The following is an 18,399-nucleotide window of genomic DNA, read 5'->3' on the forward strand; positions in this document are numbered from 1 at the left end:
CTTTATGCTGTATTTTATTTTTAAATCAAATAATTACAGTAAACGAGTTGATGATAATTTTACAACAACTTGGTGCAGGTTAGTAATAAAAGAAGTCATTGATTTCATATTAAGTGTCCTATTAATAAAATGTGATTCATGTCACAAATATTTTCTAAGATTGATTTTAATCACATTTCCATAACAGTCAATAGCTTTATACAAAAATATTTTAAAATTTAAATTATTTTTTATTTTAAAGATGTTTTTTATCGATCAAGTAGAGAGTTTTCTATTGAAAACTTTCTTTATCTTATTGTTTATTTTCTCTTTTTTACTTTCATCTAACAACAATGCTTAGTTGACTTTTTTCTATTGTGATTTTCACTCAAATTTTTTGCTTTAAGCTAAAAATGGAATCGGAAAAAGAAAGGAAATCACTCAATGAATATCGAAACAAAAGAAGAACGTTTACAAAAAATTTTACAAGGTGAGAAAAGTGCAATAGCACTAACACCACCTGTTTATGGTGCCCATGCTCAAGCCGTTATTGATGCTGATGTGGATATTAAATTCAATCAGATAAAATCATCTCCTGATGAGCCTGATAACGAAGTAAAACTGAATCGAGTTATCAAATATGAAGTTAGTGTAACGGGGATTAATCTACGTTTGGCTGAATGGCGCACAAGTCCGAAAGGTATTTTAATTTTACCAAACAACAAAGATGTCTACATCACAATAGTGGATAACAGCAAAACAGAAATCTCTTTAACGGGTAATCGCAGTGGTGTGGCGTCATTACAATTGATCTTAAAAGATGAGGATAATGAGAATATTGTTTATTATGCAACACCAATACAAATTCGTGTTACCCCACCTAAAACCAATCCTAACACTGACTGTTCATCGAGTAATTGTGAACAATTTGATGACTTGTTGACAATACGTTCAGAATCTATGCAATGGCCAAGTCAGTGGGAGAGTGTTTCTAAAAGTTTTGTGGTACATCTTCAAGATAAAGAAGGTGAAGATGTTCAAAATAAAGAGGTTAAATTAACTTACGATGTAGAGAATAGTACATTGCCTGTTGAGCCAGAAATCTATAATTCTGATGGCGAGAAAATTAATATTAGCAAAACGAATAAATACGGTATTGCGAATTTTAAAGTCAAATTTAAAAAGAGTGAACCGAAACAAGTCGCTATATTTCATGCCGAAACTGAAAATAGTGAAGATCTAGATAAGCCAATTAAATCCAGAGATTATTATGTTGAAATGACAACGGAGAAATTACCTTCTCCTAAAGTGCCTGCAACATTAAATGGTATTCTCAGCTATCATAGTGAGAACTATTGCGTTAACGCTAATCTTATTTTAGGTCGTGATATTAGTGAAAGCACCCAAGTTGGGTTTTATTTTAATGATCAACTTAAGATGTTGCCATGTACTGATAAATCAGCCGTTTCTGTGAGATTAGAGAACCAGTCATTAACAAATGGCATTCATTACATTTCTTTCTTCACTGTTGATATCTTCGATAATATCTGTTTTTCTCGACGTGAGCGTATTATTGTTGATAACTCTTTAACTGGGGAATGCAGTAAGCAAATTAAAAATATTGCGCCCAAGCCTTGTATTAGTGTCACTATTCCTCAGATTTGCGATCGCTACTTTAATTCTGTCAATATTAGACTTGTTCCTTCTTTATGTTTACAAATTAAAAATCGTGTAGCGAAAATGAATATCCAAAAAATGGTTATCATTTTTAATGGTTATTCTAAGGTAAATAGTAGTGAAAGAACGTTGGTATATCGCTCAACATTAGAAATCTACGCTGATGATCCTCGTTTAGGTAATTTCTTACACGATACAACACCTAATAACGATCCTATTAATATGGTTGAGATCGTTGAGCCTGCATTAGAGAGTATTTTGGCTGATGCATTGCCTAATATTGAAGTAGGGCAACTAGGTATCCAAGTGATGGTATTTGAAAAAACAGGAAATTGTTACCTTTGCGGAGAAAATATGTATACGGTATCTCTGCGCTTACCTTGTGCTTAATACAAATCTATTTTGCTTTATACTTAAGAGCCACCTTGCGTGGCTCTTTGTCTATGTTTCATCAATAAGATTATTATCACTAAATAGTCAATTAGTGAGTCATTCGTTTTATCGCATTTATTATCGATAAAATGGTGATAGAACTTAAAATAAGTTGTATACCAATTAACGCCATGACGAGTGCGACTGAGGTTTCAGGGCCAAAAGCAATTAAGAAATAGGCAATTACTAAATCTAAAAATCCAACCAAGATATTAAACCAGCCATAAAAATTATCTTTGATTTGTTTAAAGCCTATATTTAGACGCAGTATACCCGCAAAAATAAATAGGAAGCCGATAAAAAAGGCGAGACTAAGCATACCTTTTAGTGGATCAGTGACAAAAATATAGCCAAGCAGAAGATAAATAAAACCCGTTAATAACGTAATCAACATTGACCAACCAGAAGAAACTTGAGCATTAAAACCACCAATAATGCTGGATATCGCACAGGCAAAAAATACAACACCGAGTAATACACTGATAACAATGCCAGAAGAAAGAGGGTTAATTATACAGATAAAACCTGCAATAAAGCCCAATGTGGCAATAACAGTCATTAAAGTACATTGTTTTTTAACCAGTTTCTCTGTTAGCTGAGATAAATTATTTTTATTAATATCTAACATAGCCACCTCTTATCCTTATATTTGATACATAAGTTAAATTATAGCAATTTTTGCTTATATAACATGACTTAGTTACATAAAACTATAATTAAAAAGAGGTAAGGATGAGGGGAGCATCTTTAAAATAGAAAATTGAAGGAGTAAGGTAGTGAATTGAGATAGATTGTTAATAAAATTTATAACGGAGGTAAAATGTCTGATATCGTGTATTTAGACAGTCACTTTGTACCTAAAGAGCAGGCTAAAATATCTGTTTTTGACCGTGGTTTTTTATTTGCAGATGCCGTTTATGAAGTTACTGCTGTTATTGATGGTCAGCTCATTGACTTTAATGGGCATTTTCAACGCTTACAGCGTTCATGCAAAGAATTAGGTTTATCGCTTCCTATTACCAAAGAGTTGCTAATTGATGTTCATCATCAACTTATCGAAAAGAATAATCTTCATGAAGGGCTTATTTATTTACAAATAACACGAGGTACTGATTCCTCTCGTTTTTTTGATTTTCCATCTTCATCTGTTCCTTCCACAATAGTTGCTTTTGTACAACATTCAACAGTTGTTAATCATCCTAATGCAAAAAAAGGGATTTCAGTAATCAGTGTTGAAGATATTCGTTGGCAACGTTGCGATATTAAAACAGTGGCATTATTAGCGGCGTGTTTAGCAAAAAACTATGCACATCAACAAGGTGCTGACGATGCTATTTTAATTAAAGATGGCTATATAACAGAAGGCAGTTCAAGTAACTTTTTTATTGTTAATCGTGATAATGAAATTATTACACGGCCGCTAAGTCAGGATATTTTACCTGGTATCACACGCCAAGCGATTATTCAATTGGCGCAAGAAGAAGGGCTTAAAATAACAGAACGTCGATTTACACTTGATGAAGCGAAAAAAGCAAAAGAAGCTTTTATTAGCTCTGCGACTACATTAATTTGGCCAGTTATTTCAATCGACAATGAAGATATAAATCAGCGAGCCGTTGGGCATTTATCTCAACGATTACGAGAGATTTACCTTGATAAAGCACTTAAAAAATAATTGTCTAGACAGACATTCTCTATCGAATTTATCGCACTGCTTTCAGATTTTTATTGCTATATAGCAGTGCGGTAAATTTACCATTTACTATGTTAATTCGTTTTACTATGTTAATTCGTTTTACTATGTTAATTATGATGCTCAATAATCATGACGGCAGTTGTATCTGGCTCTAAAGCTCGTAATACATGAGTGACGTCACCGGGATAGCAAATATAATCACCGGGTTGTAATTCTTGTTGATTATCTAAAGTACCTACCATTGCGCTTCCACTGATAATAATAATATGTTCAGTCACATTTTTACTGTGAGGATCAGAGACTCTATCTTTCCCAGGTTGTGCAATCACGGTGTATATATCGCGCTTTGCGCCTACAGGGCAGGATGAAAGTAAAAAAGCATGATAGTACGCTTTTTCTGCACTAATTTTAAAGCCATCACCTTTACGGATCACCTTAACTTCAGGTTGTGGTGCTGAAATAAGTTGAGAAAAAGGAATATTTAACGCAACACAAATTGCCCAAAGTGTTTCAATACTTGGATTTCCTTGTCCCGCTTCTAATTGAGATAATGTTGATTTTGCAACACCAGCTCGTCTTGCTATTTCAGCAAGTGAAAGACCCGCTTTTTTTCTTTCTCTAGCTAGTGCTTGAGAAATAATTTCAATAGGCGCACAAGGTGATGACATCATAGCTTCCTTCAAAAATCATCTTGCAAAAAAATAAATCGTTCAACATAATGAACGAATGGTTCGATAAAAAATACTATATTCTATGCAAATTAACAGTCGTCTTGATAATAACGTACTTAGAGATATTGTGCTTGTTTCATTAGCTGACGGTATTGTCGGTATCTCTTATGGTGCTTTAGCTCACACACAGGGTTTTGATTTTTGGGTGCCGTTGGTGTTATCCATTTTTGTTTTGGCGGGTGCTTCTGAATTTCTTTTTATTGGCGTTGTGGCAATGGGAGGAAGTGCAATATATGCGGCTCTTGCGGGATTAATGGTGAATGCACGACATATTCCTTTTAGCATGGCAGTAAAGGATTTACCAGGAAAAGGGCTTAAATCATTATTAGGTTTTCATATATTAAATGATGAGAGTGTTGTATTTGGTTTATCTCAACGTACCGCTGAACAAAATAAATTAGCATTTTGGGCTTGTGGGTTAGGAATTTTACTTGTTTGGCCTTTGGGAACCATGCTTGGTGTTTACTTGGGGTCATTTATCGTAGATATAAAGATGCTAGGGCTGGATGCGATGTTTCCAGCTATTATTCTTGCATTAAGTTTGCCAGCATTAAAAAATAAACTAACACGTCATGCTGCAATCATAGGGAGCATTATTGCACTCGTAACCACATTATTCCTTCCTGCTGGAATACCTGTTTTATTATCGCTATTAGGCGTACTGTTTGTGATAAGGAAAATATAATGTCCACAGCTTCTATTATTACAGGAATTATTATTCTTGCTGTTGGTACATACGCCATGCGTCTTTCCGGAATATTGCTCAATAATAAAGCAGGTGTATCAGAGAGGGTTAAAGAGCTCCTCTCATTATCTGCGATTGTTATTCTGTTTTCGGTGGCGATGACATCGACATTTTTTGATGGTGACCAACTTGCTGATATTTCAAAAATTATTGGTGTTGGTGTCGCGGGAGTACTTACTTGGCAGAAAAAGCCCTTTATTATGATTGTGCTTAGTGCAGCAATAGTGACAGCAAGTCTACGTTGGTTAATTAATCTTTGGGGATAACACTCATTAGAGCCTCATCGCGATAAAATAAAAAGGAGGTATAATTACCTCCTTTATTCTGGAACATCGATTATCTATCTATTTATTAATCGTTTTCTGATGATTTAGCTTCTAAAGGTAGAACAATAATAAAGCCAATTCCTTTATTATTCAGTCCTTCAGTAACAATGAGTGATGCTTGAATTTTATTAGCGAGATTTTGTGCAATAGATAGACCTAATCCGCTACCTGTTTCGTTAGAGCCAGGAACGCGATAAAAACGTGAAAATAGAACATTAATATGTTCTTTTGCGACACCAGGGCCATTGTCACGCACGATAACATGTATCCCTTCGGCGTATCGATTCTCAATAGTTACCTCAACTTGGCTACCTTCAGGGCAATATTTTATGGCATTATCAAGCAGATTATTAAATATAGAGAGTAAAGCCTGTTTATCTGTTTTAAGTGTTAAACTTTGGCCTTCATTAAGTGATAACTCAATATTTTTAGTAATCGCATAAGGAACGCGCTGTGCTATTGCATTTCCAATGACGTTATAGATATCAATAGATTCTATTTTTAATGGGAAATCGTCACATTCTAATCGCGCCAGATCAATTAATTGATGAGAAAGTGCTGCTGCTCTATCAAGAGATTGTTTCATATCATCAATAATTTCTTCACGCTCTTGCTGATCATCGACTAAAGAAAGCAGGTGTAATTGAGCAATAACCGCAGCTATTGGTGTTCTTAATTCATGGGCGGCATCGGCCATAAATTGTTTTTCACGAATATTAGCAGCGTCAATTCTTGCCATTAATTGGTTTAGCTCTTTAAAGATAGGGCGAATTTCTTTAAATTGCTGACTGACATTAATAGGCGTTAAATTACGTGGTTTACGATTAGAAATAAGTTCTGCTGCTTGTCTTAAAGGGCGTAAACTAAAATAAGCAGTAATTAAGATTGCAAAAATAACAGTTGCGAGAATAAATAGAAAAGGAACAAAGGTGCCTTCAACAGGGTTACCAATAACATGGCCTCTGTCTTCAACCGATTCACCGATAAACACTTTTATTTTATGTTTTTCTCCCCAGCTAAAAGAGAGTATCCACTTTTCACCTGCGACAGACACTTTTTCTGATGCTAATGAAAGTACTCTTGTAGGGATAGGCAACTCAGGACGATTAGTATAAATCAGAGTATTATTTTCATCTAAGGCAATAAACCACGGTAAATATTGTAGTTCATCATCTTCACCATTAAGCATGGCGTCGATATACATGCCTTGTAAATTATGAGCGACTTCTTTGAGAACTTCAGGCTGGTCAGCAACAATCTCTAAGGTATTAGCAAAACCCTCAGCAATAATTTCTTGCTGTTTGTTATACACTTTTTCGAACTCAGCAAGATAATCAAATTGTATCCAAGCTAACCAAACGCCCCAAAGCATAACGATGGAGATAATCTGAAGGACAATGGTGTAAATAAAGAAGGAGCGGATCTTCATTTAATTAGTTTCTTTTTTTAATAAATAACCTACGCCACGAACCGTGATAATACGTTCTTTGCCTATTTTTCTCCGTAAATTATGCATATGTACTTCAAGGGAATTGCTCTCAATTTTATCGTCTAAACCAAATAAACGCTGTTCCAACTCTGATTTACGCACCACATTATCAGTATTACGCATTAATTCATATAATAGTTGGTATTCTTTACCTGATAATAAAAGCAATTCGTTATTTAAAGTGACTTGATGGTTTGCTGGATTAAGTTGTAAATCGCCAATAGACCATATTTGTGAAGAAAAACCGGCCATTCTACGACTAACCGCTTTTACGCGAGAAATAAGTTCAGGCATAGCAAAAGGCTTTGGTAAAAAATCATCTGCGCCTGAATCTAATGTTTGTACTAAATTATCAATTTGAGTGCGGGCAGTTAAAATAATAATCGGAATTTTCTCGCCACTTTTTCTAAGTGCAATCAGCTCATCTTGCCCATCACCATCAGGTAGACCTAAATCTAATAGCATTAAATCAAAAGGGCGTTGACTTAATTGAACACGAGCATCCGCAAGCAATCTGACCCAACATGGTTGAAAACCAGCAATTTCAAGCCCGCGACAAAGCGCTTTACCGAGTTGTAAATCGTCTTCAACTAATAAAATATTCATAATAATACCTACCTAAAATCGTCTTAAGAAAGTATAAGAGCCAAATAAAAATTGAGCAATATAATAAAATGTAAAGCAAGGTTTGATTAATGAACTCTTAATGTAAGATAAATTTTTATTTAATACGGTTTACTAAAAATAAATGACTAGAATTTTCAGGAATGGATTGAGATAAGTATGCTATTTATTTCATATTTATCACGTTAAGGCATTTAATGTTAAATTTAAAGATCTATTTTAGATAGAATTAGCATAATTAATCTAATGTGAATAATAAATACTTCACTCTATTATGCTAAGGTAACTTAAATACTTTATTTAAGATACTTTAGGTTTAAAAGAGAAGATTATTAAAAATTAACATTGACTAAATAAGTTTTTATATTTAAAACAATATAAATATAAAATATCAATTTTATTGAATAATATAACTATTAAATTTATGTCTTATTCTTTTATTGAAATTGGATAACTGTTTTAATATATCCCTGTTGTGCAACATTTTTATTAGATTTAAATTATTTACTCTATTCATCTATACTCTTGCAGTAAAAATTAACTACTTGAAAGGAATTGATTTTTTAATAAAAGGAATTTACATGAAATTAGATGGTGTTATTTAGTATAAATTAAATCATTCTGTGTCAGAAATGCTCCCAACCCTCTGGGAGCATTTCACATGATGTTATCACTGACAAAGTGAGTTATCCCACAACATTAAGTTAAATGGTAAATTTAATGGCGCCACTAATTCATTCACCGTGGTTTGAAGCTCTGCTTTTGCTTGAATCAGCCTTTGTTTATCTATATCAGGAATAAAGTTATCTTTTGCTGGTAAATCATCTAATGTGTACTCTTCCACCAAAACGCCATTAGCCCAACGTTGAAATAGCCAATAACTTTCTGGCATCAATGTATATTTTGTACCATCAATAATTGTTGTTTTATCTTCCTGATAACGAAAGGAAATAAGCTGATTTGCAACATTATCCCACATCCAACCTTTGTATGTTCCATCCTCTAATCGATTTATCGACCAATGCATATCATCAGGTTGATAAAAATACAGCTCAGTTAATGCAACATAAGGTGTGGTTTTTGTTGATAATGAGGCTTGAATAAGACCATCAGTAAAATAAGAAATATTAAGCGTTTTATTATCAATGTTCAGTTCAATACTGCAAGTATCCCAATGTGTTATTGTTAAACCTTCTTTAGTTGGTTTTTCTGGAATGGAAATCACGGCATCTGTTGCATCATTTTCTGTTGGTGGGTAGTAATGACCTGTAATATATTCACCGTTATTGCCATAGAAGTACCATGTCGCTAAAGGTGAGTTTTGGAAATATTTATTAATGATCAAAAAAGAGAGCAGTGCAATCGTCAAAAAAAGAAATATAAATCGTATTTTTTTAGCCATTTTAATTAATTGCCTATTTTCCGTTTGCTGGTCAGAATTCTATAAATTCATAGAAATAAAAGCGAGACATTTAATTAATAAACGTAATATACTTTCCCGTAATTAAGATAATAAGTGCACTTTAATGACCTTAAGATAAATACTTAGATAAGGATATTTTTCATGATTAAAAATAAAGTACTTGCCGCACATTATTTTTTAAAGGGAATGGAAAATGATAATTATTATCCAACACACCTTGTAAAGAAAGGGCAAGATTTACTAAAAGCACTTTGTGTAAAAATAGAAGCGACTTCACCTAAAAATTTGGCAGAACTTTATATTCTAACGCAAGAAACAACAGATCAATTTAATGAGTTAGCGGAAGAGTTTTATGAAGAAAATAGCGAAATTGAAACAGTAGCAAGAGAGTGTATTGCTGAGGATTTTTGCGTTATCGCTGATGAATATGGTTTTGAGAATGCTGATATAGAAGAGTTAATTGCAACACGAGATTGGTAGGGAAAAGATGAGAAAACCGTATCGTGTTTTCTCATCTTTCACTAATCTTAATTTTATCAATTATCACCTAAATGATAATGAGAATAATTTAGTTGACAAAGAAATATTTATTAATAAACTAGCTCTCAGTTTGGTCAAAAAGACTCGTAAGCGTTTACGTTAATCAACGCATATAACTTTTTTAGCCTGTTGTATCGGCAGTTATGTGCTGTTGTACAATCGTATTATTGGAGTCTTTATCTATGTCTTTTCATGACAAAAATTACTTTTTAGGTATTCCTAAACTTCCTACTCGAGCAATGATTTTTCTTGTTCCCTTTTTCCTTTCTTTTATCATGTCAGGTATTGTTGCTTTTATTAGTACCGTCAAATCGTTAGGAATGGGAACATACGTTATCTCCCCGTGGTTAACTTCTTGGGGGATCTCTTGGATGATTGCTTTTCCTACTGTTTTATTCGTCTTGCCGATCGCAAGACGCTTTTCACTGTTATTGGTGAAACCAGCCAAATCTAATGATTAATTAAAAAAGAGATCAGCAATTGATGCTGATCTTTTTGTTTTTCACAATGTGAAGTAAACCATCGCCTAAATGAATAAGATCCGATAGCCTTAAACTTGTATATTTAAATGGTATATCGAAAAGCGAAGATATTTTTCTTTGCATAAATTCTTATTGATAGCAGGAGGCTTTAAATGAGTTTGTTGTTCTCCCCTAAAAAACTAGGCCCCCATCAGTTAGATAACCGTATTATCGTTGCACCTATGTGCCAATATTCAGCACAAGAAGGTTACCCGACAGCATGGCACACGATACATTACGGGCAGCTAGCATTATCAGGTGCTTCGCTAGTGATTGTTGAAGCAACAGCGGTTGAGCCTAGAGGTCGTATTAGTTATAAAGATTTAGGCATTTGGTCGGATCAACATGGCAGTGAATTAAAAAAACTTGTTGATAATGTTAAGCAATATTCATCTGCAAAAATTGGTATACAGATTGCACATGCAGGACGTAAAGCATCGACCGATGTACCTTGGAATGGCGGAGCGTCATTAGCGCAAGATTCTCCTAATGGATGGCAGAAAGTTGCACCTTCAGAAATTCCTTTTGGAAAGAATCATCAGCCTCATGCTTTGGCTATTGATGAAATTGAAGAAATAAAACAAGCTTTTGTTGATGCTGCGAGAAGAGCGGAGTCAGCAGGATTTGATGTAATTGAGATCCACGGTGCTCATGGATATTTATTGCATGAATTCTTATCTCCATTATCAAATCACAGAACGGATCAATACGGTGGCGATTTTAATAATCGTAGTCGGTTATTAGTGGATGTCTTTGTCGCCGTGAAAAATGCAGTTTCTGATAATGTTTGTGTTGGTGTCAGAATTTCTGCGACAGATTGGGTTGAAGGCGGTTGGGACTTAGAAAGTGCGATTGCGTTAACACAACATCTTGAAGAATTAGGTTGCCATTATATTCATGTTTCTTCTGGTGGATTATCAGAAAAACAAGAAATTAAACTAGGTCCTAATTATCAAGTACCATTTGCTCAAGCAATTTATAATGAAACGCAACTACCTGTTATTACTGTTGGTCTAATTACTGAGCCAGAACAAGCCGAAGCCATTTTACTTACAGAGCAGGCTGATTTTATCGCTTTAGGCCGAGGTATTCTTTATGATCCTCGTTGGCCTTGGCATGCGGCGGAAAAACTCAAACAAACCATAAAAGTAGCGCCTCAATATTTACGTTGTGCGCCTCATGGTAGCAAAGACTTTTTTAAATAGTGATACCAAGCCATGGGGAATAACAGGGTGTTATTCAGGGGAACCGTGGCTTTTTCTTTAATAACCGTTATGATGATGCGCATAAACAGCAAGCATAATTGAATTGCGTTGTAATAATTGGTCGTAAATAAGATGAAAAAAAATCCCTTATTGCTTCAACCAAGGATTGCTTAAGACGATGTGTTTTGAATGCGAACACATCATCAGAGAATTAAGCATTCTTTGATGACTCATTAATTTATTGCGAGTCATATTATGAAAAATAAACATTGGTCGCGTGTAGAATATCTACACGAAACGGTTAAAAATAAAAATATTATCATCAAAGGACAACACAGCTATTACAGTGATTGTTGGGATGAGGGTTTTGAGACCTCTGTTGTTCGCTATCTTTATGGTGATGAAGCTAGTCTGCAATGGGAGCCATTGTGGGAAATTGATAAATTATATGTTGGCGATTATGTCTGCATTGGTGCGCAAGCCGTCATATTAATGGGAGGAAACCATACACATCGTATGGATTGGTTCTCTCTTTATCCTTTTATGGATAAAATTGAAGAGGCATATATTGGTAAAGGTGATACTCATATTCATGATGGTGCATGGATAGGAATGCGTGCAATGATAATGCCTGGTGTGACGGTTGGAGAAGGTGCTATTGTTGCGGCTAATAGCGTTGTTTCCAAAGATGTTGAACCTTATAGCATTGTTGGAGGAACACCCGCACGACACCTTAAATATCGGTTTGAGCCAAAAGTTATTGAGCAACTTTTATCTTTAAAGATTTACCAATGGTCAGAAAAGAAATTTGATGCTCTGAGGCCTTATTTATGCCAATCATCAATTGATAAATTATTAATTGCAGAAGCGAAATTTATTGAGTAAAACAAAATCCCTAAACGTAACCACGTTTAGGGATTTTTACTTAGATACTATTTTAATATAAATTAATCATATCACTAAAAGATAAAAAATAATGTTGTTTTTTTATTTGATCTCTATCTCAAATTCCAAAATATTTTAATTTCATTAAAATACTTATTATTTTAATTTTTCATGTTTGTTTTTATTTTTTATTATTTATGCTTTTTCTTTAGTGGTTGATTTTATTTTAAAAATAAAAATTAGTTATTTGTTTTTTTATTAAATTTAAAATCATCTAATGATGTTACTATTTATATTTAATAGAATCGTCAAGAGTTATTAAGTTGTTTTATAAGATATATAATGTGTAAAAAATAAAATACATATTACTCTATATGTGAGTTTATTAATTTTGGAGTGATATAGGTATGGTTTGTAATATAAATTTTAAGATAAAACTATTAGTTATTATATTATTTTCATCTACTTCTTCCTATGCCAATAATACCACGTTATTAGGTGGAAATAGTAAAGCAGATGGTAATGAATCGACCGCGGTTGGATATAATACATGGGCACATTCAGACCAATCAACCGCAATTGGTGCTAACGCGGGAGCAGAAGGTAAAAATGCAACGGCAATAGGCCATAAAAGTACAGCAATAGGAGATAATGCGATGTCATTGGGAAGTGGTGCAATGGCAATCGGTGACGGTTCTCTTTCTATTGGCTCTCAAGCTTATAGTGAAAATAAAGATTCAATTAGTATAGGGAAAGGGGCAATAAATAATGCTGAAAATGGGGTTATTTTAGGTAGTGGCAGTCGCCTTTCTGATAATGCAGATAATTCAGTTATTATTGGTAGCAAATCTTCAGGATCAGCAAGTAATGCAATTATATTAGGCGATAACAGTAGTAATAATCGCAATAATACATTATCAATCGGTAGTGATAAAAATCAGCGACAAATTATTAATGTCGCAGCAGGTACAGAAGATAACGATGCTGTTAATGTTTCTCAATTAAGAAAAGAAAAAGATAATATTCTTATTGAGGCAGATAAGCGTATTAATGACAATAACCAGAATATTTATAATAGAATTGAGCAAGAAAAAGATCGCATTCTTAAAGAGACAAATAATCAAATAAATGATAATAATAAAATAATAAAAGGCGATATTGCTAAAGCAAATGAGGCGGTGCTAAAAAGAAGTGAAACAAAAGCAAATGAATTAGCCAATAGTGCAGAGAAGAAAGCAAATCAATATACTGATAGTAAAATAGAAAAACATCAAGAGAATACGATTAATTATATCAATGAAGCAAAAAACGAATTTCATATCTATAGTGAAAATAAATATGCTGAAATAAAATCAGGCGTTGAAGATTATACTAATAATCGAGTGGATGAAATGAAAGGTAATATTGAGAAAAACACCAATGATAAAATTACCAAATCTGAAAATAATATTAAAGAATATACCAATAATAGAATTGTTGAAGTTGAGAATAGTGGTAAAGGATACACTGATTTTAAAGTCAATGAACATCATGAAAAAACAGTAGAACATATCAAGAATACCCGAGATGAAATAACATCATTGACAGAAGGGCGAGTTATAAAATCTGAAAAAAATGCCAATAATTATACTGATATAGAAATCAGTAAAATTTCCACAGGTATTGAGGGTGCAATAAATAGAAATAACGAAAAAATTACAAAAGAGCGTGAAAAATATATTACTCAAAAAGGAAATGAATATATCAATATCACCAATACTGTTATCAATGAAAGAGATGAGTCCCTAAGAGAATACATTGATTCGTCAAAAAAAGACTCTATTTCTATTGCGAATGAATATACCAACAATAAGATTAAGAATATCTTTATTGATAATGATGTCGCGCTCAATAATATGGATAACAAAATAGATAAAGCTGACAAAAGGGCAAGTGCAGGTATTGCCTCTGTTGCGGCAATGGCCAATATTCCTTATGTGACTAATCATACTTTTAGTTTAGGTGTGGGAGTGGGTAATTATCGCGATGCTAATGCCCTTGCAACAGGTGCTCAGTATCAAATAACAGAAAGTGCCATTATTCGTGTCTCTGCTTCATGGAATACAGAAGATCGCGGTGTTGTCGGCGGAGGTGTTTCTTATGGTTGGTAAAGCACTTTTATATTGTGCTCAATAGAATGAAAAAATAGAGATAAGGCTGTTTCTTTTTTATCTATCTGCTGGCTTTTATGGCTTGGATTTGAATAATAAAGGTAACAGCCTTTGTTTTCTATAATGAGCAAATTATGATCTTTCTTCATTCGGGTGGTGGCGCTTTTGAAAAACAAACAAGAGTTAATCAGGCCGCAACAGAAAAAGCACAAGAGATTGCTAAAAGTAAGATAAAACAAGTGGTGCAACTTAGATCACTTGCAGACTTTCCTGTTGATATTGAACAGATTGGGGTGATATTACTGATTGAGCCCACTATTGAGTTAGCGCTTGAAGTGGGGCGACAGTATTCACAATCTACGGATATTGTTATTGCTGAAAGTGCAACTGTAGGAAGGAAACTGACTATTTGTCAGATTGAGTTTGCAGTAACAAAAATCTGTGTTCTCTGATTTTTGAACTTAATCAGTTATCCACATTAACTGTGGATAACTCTTGTCTTACATGTTAGTAATCTTATTATCTATTGATTTTGTTGGATATTTTATGTTGATTGAAAAATATCCATTTAAATTAATGTTCTTACTCTTTGTTATTATTCAAAATAATAAATCACATTATAAAATAATGCAGTTTTTAATTAAGAGAGATAAAAAGTATGATAAATCTCTCTATAAGATGCTATTTATCGAATAATGGCGTTGGTTTACCGTCATGATCAACCGCAACGAAATTAAACTGACCATGGATCACTTCTTCACGGCCTTCTGCGTACATATCTTCAAGAAAAATAGAAACATTTACCGTCAAACTTGTACGTCCAACACGAATAACTTCACCCACTAATTCAATAATCGTACCCGATGGAATAGGGTGATTAAAATTTATTTTTTCAGTTGAAACCGTCACTAGGCGTTTACGGCTAAAGCGAGTGGCGGTAATAAATGAAACTTCATCCATCCAAGCTAATGCAGTGCCACCAAAGAGTGTTGAGTGATGATTAGTCGTGGTGGGGAATATGACTTTAGATACACGAGTGACTGAATTTTTAATTTTATCTTGTAGCTCAGGAGATAAGTCAGAGATGGACATAACAATAAAGCCTTCTTCTTTTATACTGTAGGGGAGAAATTCCCCACAGTATAAAATAGAGTAAATTGAAAGCAAAGTAGATGAATAGCTGATTATGCCGTCTGTAATTAAAAGGTTATTTCGCCAGTTAAAAAGAGTGCAGCATCTCCTGTTAGTAAAACGCGATTATCTTTTAATTCACAGTCGATATTTCCACCTCGTTTTGAAACTTGTCTTGCTTGTAACTGTGTTTTATTGAGTTTATTACCCCAAATTGGGGCTAATACACAATGCGATGTGCCTGTAACAGGATCTTCATTCACGCCTTTTACGGGCGCAAAGAAGCGAGAAATAAAGTCAAAAGGAGCATGACCTTTAGCTGTGATAATAACGCCAGGTAAAGGCAACTGTGCGATTTGAGTGAAATCCGGTTGGTAGTTAATGACAGTTTCTGGATCAGATAAAAAGCAAACATAACGATCACGCGCTTGCCAAACTTCATCTATTTGTAATGCTAATTTTTCTTCAAGCGCTGATTTTATATCGTTATTTAATGTCGCGGGTATAGCTGGAAAATTAAGTGTAAAGAGAGATCCTTGGCAAGAAATAGTGAGCTCACCTGAAAGAGATTGGAATTTAAAGAGCTTATTAGGAGACTGTTTTATCGTTTTTAGTACAAAAGCTGTGGCCAATGTTGCGTGTCCACAAAGAGGAACTTCAATTTTAGGTGTAAACCAACGAATATGATCACCAACTAAAAAAGCGGTTTCAGGTAAATTAATCTCACTAGCAAGTGTAATTAAGGTGTCATCAGGCAACCACTCTTCTAACAAAACGACAGCTGCGGGATTTCCTGAAAAAGGCAGAGAGGAAAAAGCATTAACATAATAAATAGGAAGAACTGTCATCGTATTACCTTAGTGATAAACTACCAATAAATAGAAGGTAATGAGATTAAGTGTTTTAAATATTGGGTGCAATACTTAAAAACAGCGTTACAAATTGTAGGATATAAAAGCAAAAAGCCATGTCTAAGTAATTAGACATGGCTTTAATAATTAACGCATTAGATTAAGCTTGTGCTTTCTCTTTGCTATCTGCACTTTGTAAAAGTTTACGAACTGGAATAATCAGTGCAGCAAGAACAACAGCACAAATAACCAGAGCGATAGAAACATGAGAGAAGAAATCAGGCATTACATCCAGTTTGTCTGGACGGATATTTCCACCCATTAAACCTGCTGCCAAATTACCTAATGCACTTGCACAGAACCATAATCCCATCACCTGACCACGCATTTTAGCAGGCGCTAAAATAGTCATAGTGGCAAGACCAATTGGGCTTAAGCATAATTCACCTAATGTCAGTAATAAGATACTGCCAATTAACCAAAGAGGTGAAACGCCTTGTCCTGTTGCAATAACGCTTTCAGATGCAAACATCATGACGGTAAAGCCACCCGCTGCAAATAAAATACCAATCACAAACTTAGTCATACTGCTTAAATTCATATTCTTACGTGCCATCATTGGCCATAACCAGCTAAATACAGGTGCAAGAATAATAATAAACAGGGCGTTAACAGACTGGAACCAAACTGCTGGGATCTCGAAACCCATAAAGTTTAAGTCAGTATAGTCGTTGGCAAATAAGTTAAATGATGTTGGTTTTTGTTCGAATGCAGACCAGAAAAGGGCTGCTGAAACCAATAAGAGGAAACAAACAAATAAGCGAGAACGGTCACTACTACTTAATCCAGCAAATAGGAATAAATAGATAAAATAAGCGATAACACTACCTGAAATTACATAGACCATAAAGTTAGCCACAACAACTGGGTTAAAAGGAATAACACCAGAAATAATAAGGCCAACAATTGCTATAAGAACGACAGATAACGCTAAGATCCATTGACCGACATTACGACGAACGACGGTTGGGCGATCCCAACTTGAATCTAAACCGACTTCGCTATCAAAGCGACGCATGGTCGGTACTGCGTAAAAGCGGAAAATCAGTAACGCAACAAGCATACCAATCCCACCGATACCAAAGCCCCAATGCCAGCCATAATCACGCACTAAGAAACCCGTGATGAGTGGTGCAATAAATGAGCCCATATTGATACCCATATAAAATAAGGAGAATCCACCATCACGGCGAGTATCATCCCTTTTATATAAGGTTCCTACCATCACAGTTACGCAGGTTTTAAATAGCCCTGTACCCAATACAATCAGTAATAAACCGATAAAGAACAGATCTTGTGACCAAAACGCTGAAAGTGCGATGGATAGGTGCCCTAATGCAATAAAGATAGAGCCATACCATACAGCTAGGCGCTGACCTAACCAGTTATCAGCCAGCCAACCTCCTGGTAGCGATGTTAAATAAACACCGCCTGCGAAAATACCCACAATAGCAGATGCCTGCTCTCTGGGGATTTCCATGCCACCCTCATAAACGGTTGCCGCCATAAATAGAATTAATAATGGGCGAATACCATAGAAAGAAAAGCGTTCCCACATTTCGGTGAAGAAAAGGGAGCTTAATGGATATGGGTGGCCAAAGAAAGTTCGGCTAGATTTTGAGTGAGTAGATTGCATCTTAAATTCCCAAAAAAAACCTCTACAGGTCGTTTGCAAGTAAAAAGAACAAAATATCAGCTAGTGGTGAAACAAAATTATTTCATTCTGTTATCAATATCCACTGCATTTAATTAATATATTTTTAACATACTTTTGTCAGAATTTAGTGACTAAAAGTATATTTAATACTTTATAAACCATTTTTTGGTGCAAAAGTCGATAAAAATCTCATTTTGCAATAGTTAACCTTGCAATTTTTTGAAAAAAGAGGACAAGAAAATTTTATAGGTCTTAACAAGTAGGGGGTGAGAATATT

General features: G+C 34.4%; 18 protein-coding genes. 10 read left to right on the forward strand and 8 right to left on the reverse strand.

Annotated features, from left to right (window positions below; translation table 11 throughout):
* Window positions 1-423 precede the first annotated feature (423 nt).
* The gene (locus tag ABN212_RS13605) at window positions 424-2,046 is read left to right on the forward strand and encodes a hypothetical protein (RefSeq protein ID WP_349443312.1); all 1,623 of its coding nucleotides are present in this window, start codon (window positions 424-426) and stop codon (window positions 2,044-2,046) included.
* A 91-nt stretch (window positions 2,047-2,137) separates the two neighbouring features.
* Here the strand turns inward: ABN212_RS13605 and ABN212_RS13610 are convergent, their stop codons facing one another.
* The gene (locus ABN212_RS13610) at window positions 2,138-2,716 is read right to left on the reverse strand and encodes an HdeD family acid-resistance protein (RefSeq protein WP_198619802.1); all 579 of its coding nucleotides are present in this window, start codon (window positions 2,714-2,716) and stop codon (window positions 2,138-2,140) included.
* A 192-nt stretch (window positions 2,717-2,908) separates the two neighbouring features.
* Between ABN212_RS13610 and ABN212_RS13615 the strand changes: the two genes are divergently transcribed.
* Entirely contained in the window at window positions 2,909-3,763 is an 855-nt protein-coding gene (locus tag ABN212_RS13615) for a D-amino-acid transaminase (RefSeq protein ID WP_349443313.1), read from the forward strand.
* Between the two features lie 128 nt (window positions 3,764-3,891).
* On the opposite strand, the gene ABN212_RS13620 is transcribed toward ABN212_RS13615, so the two are convergent.
* Window positions 3,892-4,452 (reverse strand): helix-turn-helix domain-containing protein, encoded by a 561-nt coding sequence (locus tag ABN212_RS13620; protein ID WP_109373834.1) that lies wholly within the window; start codon window positions 4,450-4,452, stop codon window positions 3,892-3,894.
* 85 nt (window positions 4,453-4,537) lie between these two features.
* Here ABN212_RS13620 and ABN212_RS13625 point away from each other — a divergent pair, with 85 nt between their 5' ends.
* Entirely contained in the window at window positions 4,538-5,200 is a 663-nt protein-coding gene (locus ABN212_RS13625; protein WP_109373833.1) for an AzlC family ABC transporter permease, read from the forward strand.
* Window positions 5,197-5,526 (forward strand): AzlD domain-containing protein, encoded by a 330-nt coding sequence (locus tag ABN212_RS13630; protein WP_109373832.1) that lies wholly within the window; start codon window positions 5,197-5,199, stop codon window positions 5,524-5,526. Before ABN212_RS13625 ends, ABN212_RS13630 begins: the two co-directional genes overlap by 4 nt.
* Before the next feature lie 85 nt (window positions 5,527-5,611).
* Here the strand turns inward: ABN212_RS13630 and ABN212_RS13635 are convergent, their stop codons facing one another.
* The 3 genes from ABN212_RS13635 to ABN212_RS13645 form a co-directional block, all read right to left on the reverse strand.
* Complete coding sequence (locus ABN212_RS13635; protein WP_198625773.1) at window positions 5,612-7,015, reverse strand: ATP-binding protein; 1,404 nt, start codon at window positions 7,013-7,015, stop codon at window positions 5,612-5,614.
* The gene (locus tag ABN212_RS13640; protein WP_198619805.1) at window positions 7,016-7,681 is read right to left on the reverse strand and encodes a response regulator; all 666 of its coding nucleotides are present in this window, start codon (window positions 7,679-7,681) and stop codon (window positions 7,016-7,018) included.
* A gap of 688 nt (window positions 7,682-8,369) precedes the next feature.
* Window positions 8,370-9,101, reverse strand: coding sequence for a hypothetical protein (locus ABN212_RS13645; protein WP_198630036.1), 732 nt, complete (start codon window positions 9,099-9,101; stop codon window positions 8,370-8,372).
* Window positions 9,102-9,263: 162 nt separating this feature from the next.
* Here ABN212_RS13645 and ABN212_RS13650 point away from each other — a divergent pair, with 162 nt between their 5' ends.
* From ABN212_RS13650 to ABN212_RS13675, 6 genes are all read left to right on the forward strand, one after another.
* A complete protein-coding gene (locus tag ABN212_RS13650) occupies window positions 9,264-9,602 on the forward strand; it encodes a DUF5713 family protein (RefSeq protein ID WP_198630037.1) in 339 nt (112 codons plus the stop codon).
* Between the two features lie 242 nt (window positions 9,603-9,844).
* Complete coding sequence (locus ABN212_RS13655; protein WP_109373827.1) at window positions 9,845-10,123, forward strand: DUF2798 domain-containing protein; 279 nt, start codon at window positions 9,845-9,847, stop codon at window positions 10,121-10,123.
* 173 nt (window positions 10,124-10,296) lie between these two features.
* Window positions 10,297-11,388, forward strand: a complete 1,092-nt coding sequence (locus ABN212_RS13660) for an NADH:flavin oxidoreductase/NADH oxidase (protein ID WP_198619808.1) — start codon at window positions 10,297-10,299, stop codon at window positions 11,386-11,388.
* A gap of 255 nt (window positions 11,389-11,643) precedes the next feature.
* Complete coding sequence (locus tag ABN212_RS13665; protein ID WP_198619809.1) at window positions 11,644-12,273, forward strand: CatB-related O-acetyltransferase; 630 nt, start codon at window positions 11,644-11,646, stop codon at window positions 12,271-12,273.
* A gap of 407 nt (window positions 12,274-12,680) precedes the next feature.
* Window positions 12,681-14,423 (forward strand): YadA-like family protein, encoded by a 1,743-nt coding sequence (locus ABN212_RS13670; RefSeq protein WP_349443314.1) that lies wholly within the window; start codon window positions 12,681-12,683, stop codon window positions 14,421-14,423.
* A 134-nt stretch (window positions 14,424-14,557) separates the two neighbouring features.
* Window positions 14,558-14,875 (forward strand): hypothetical protein, encoded by a 318-nt coding sequence (locus tag ABN212_RS13675; RefSeq protein ID WP_198619811.1) that lies wholly within the window; start codon window positions 14,558-14,560, stop codon window positions 14,873-14,875.
* 229 nt (window positions 14,876-15,104) lie between these two features.
* Here ABN212_RS13675 and ABN212_RS13680 read toward each other — a convergent pair whose 3' ends face one another.
* From ABN212_RS13680 to ABN212_RS13690, 3 genes are all read right to left on the reverse strand, one after another.
* The gene (locus ABN212_RS13680; protein WP_023581781.1) at window positions 15,105-15,515 is read right to left on the reverse strand and encodes an acyl-CoA thioesterase; all 411 of its coding nucleotides are present in this window, start codon (window positions 15,513-15,515) and stop codon (window positions 15,105-15,107) included.
* A gap of 107 nt (window positions 15,516-15,622) precedes the next feature.
* Window positions 15,623-16,402: a PhzF family phenazine biosynthesis protein gene (locus ABN212_RS13685; protein WP_198619812.1), complete on the reverse strand. Its 780-nt coding sequence runs from the start codon at window positions 16,400-16,402 to the stop codon at window positions 15,623-15,625.
* A gap of 163 nt (window positions 16,403-16,565) precedes the next feature.
* Entirely contained in the window at window positions 16,566-18,101 is a 1,536-nt protein-coding gene (locus tag ABN212_RS13690) for a peptide MFS transporter (protein ID WP_099075795.1), read from the reverse strand.
* Window positions 18,102-18,399 lie beyond the last annotated feature (298 nt).

Source organism: Proteus genomosp. 6 (assembly GCF_040139785.1).
GTDB lineage: Bacteria > Pseudomonadota > Gammaproteobacteria > Enterobacterales > Enterobacteriaceae > Proteus.